2 protein-coding genes are annotated in these 494 nt (G+C 53.8%); both read left to right on the top strand.

Annotated elements, in window-relative coordinates; translation table 11 throughout:
• On the top strand, positions 1-218 hold a 218-nt coding region (locus ACYVTD_RS16340), incomplete at its 5' end, for an aminotransferase class V-fold PLP-dependent enzyme (RefSeq protein ID WP_461248726.1).
• Positions 215-494: aminotransferase class V-fold PLP-dependent enzyme (locus ACYVTD_RS16335; RefSeq protein ID WP_461248725.1), on the top strand; the 280-nt coding region annotated here is incomplete at its 3' end. The genes ACYVTD_RS16340 and ACYVTD_RS16335, both read left to right, overlap by 4 nt.

Genomic DNA, 494 nt, shown 5'->3' with positions numbered 1-494 from the left:
GCGGCAACATGATAAAGGACGTAACCTTTGAGCGCACGATTTACAATCCCGCGCCTACCAAGTTTGAAGCGGGAACGGGCAATATCGCCGACGCCGTGGGCTTAGGCGCCGCTCTTGATTATGTTTCGGGCATAGGGATAGCGAACATAAGCGCCTACGAACATGAACTTCTTGATTACGCGACGCGCGAGCTAAAACGCAAAAGCCCAACGCCGTGATAGAACGCATCTCATATTTTTACAGGCACGAAAATTCAAACGTCCACAGGGGGGCGCACGAGCTTGCCGCCCGCGCGACGGACGCTTACGAAGCCGCGCGTGAGACGACGGCGAAATTTTTAGGCGCCCCGTCAAAAGACAATATCGTTTTCGTGCGCGGTACGACGGAAGGCATTAACCTTGTAGCGCAAAGTTACGTGAAACCGCTCCTTTCTCCCGGCGACGAGATAATACTCACTATTCTTGAACACCACGCCAACATCGTCCCCTGGCAGT

The sequence above is a fragment of the Treponema sp. R6D11 genome, assembly GCF_054786075.1.
This window is presented reverse-complemented; position numbering and strand designations above follow the sequence as displayed.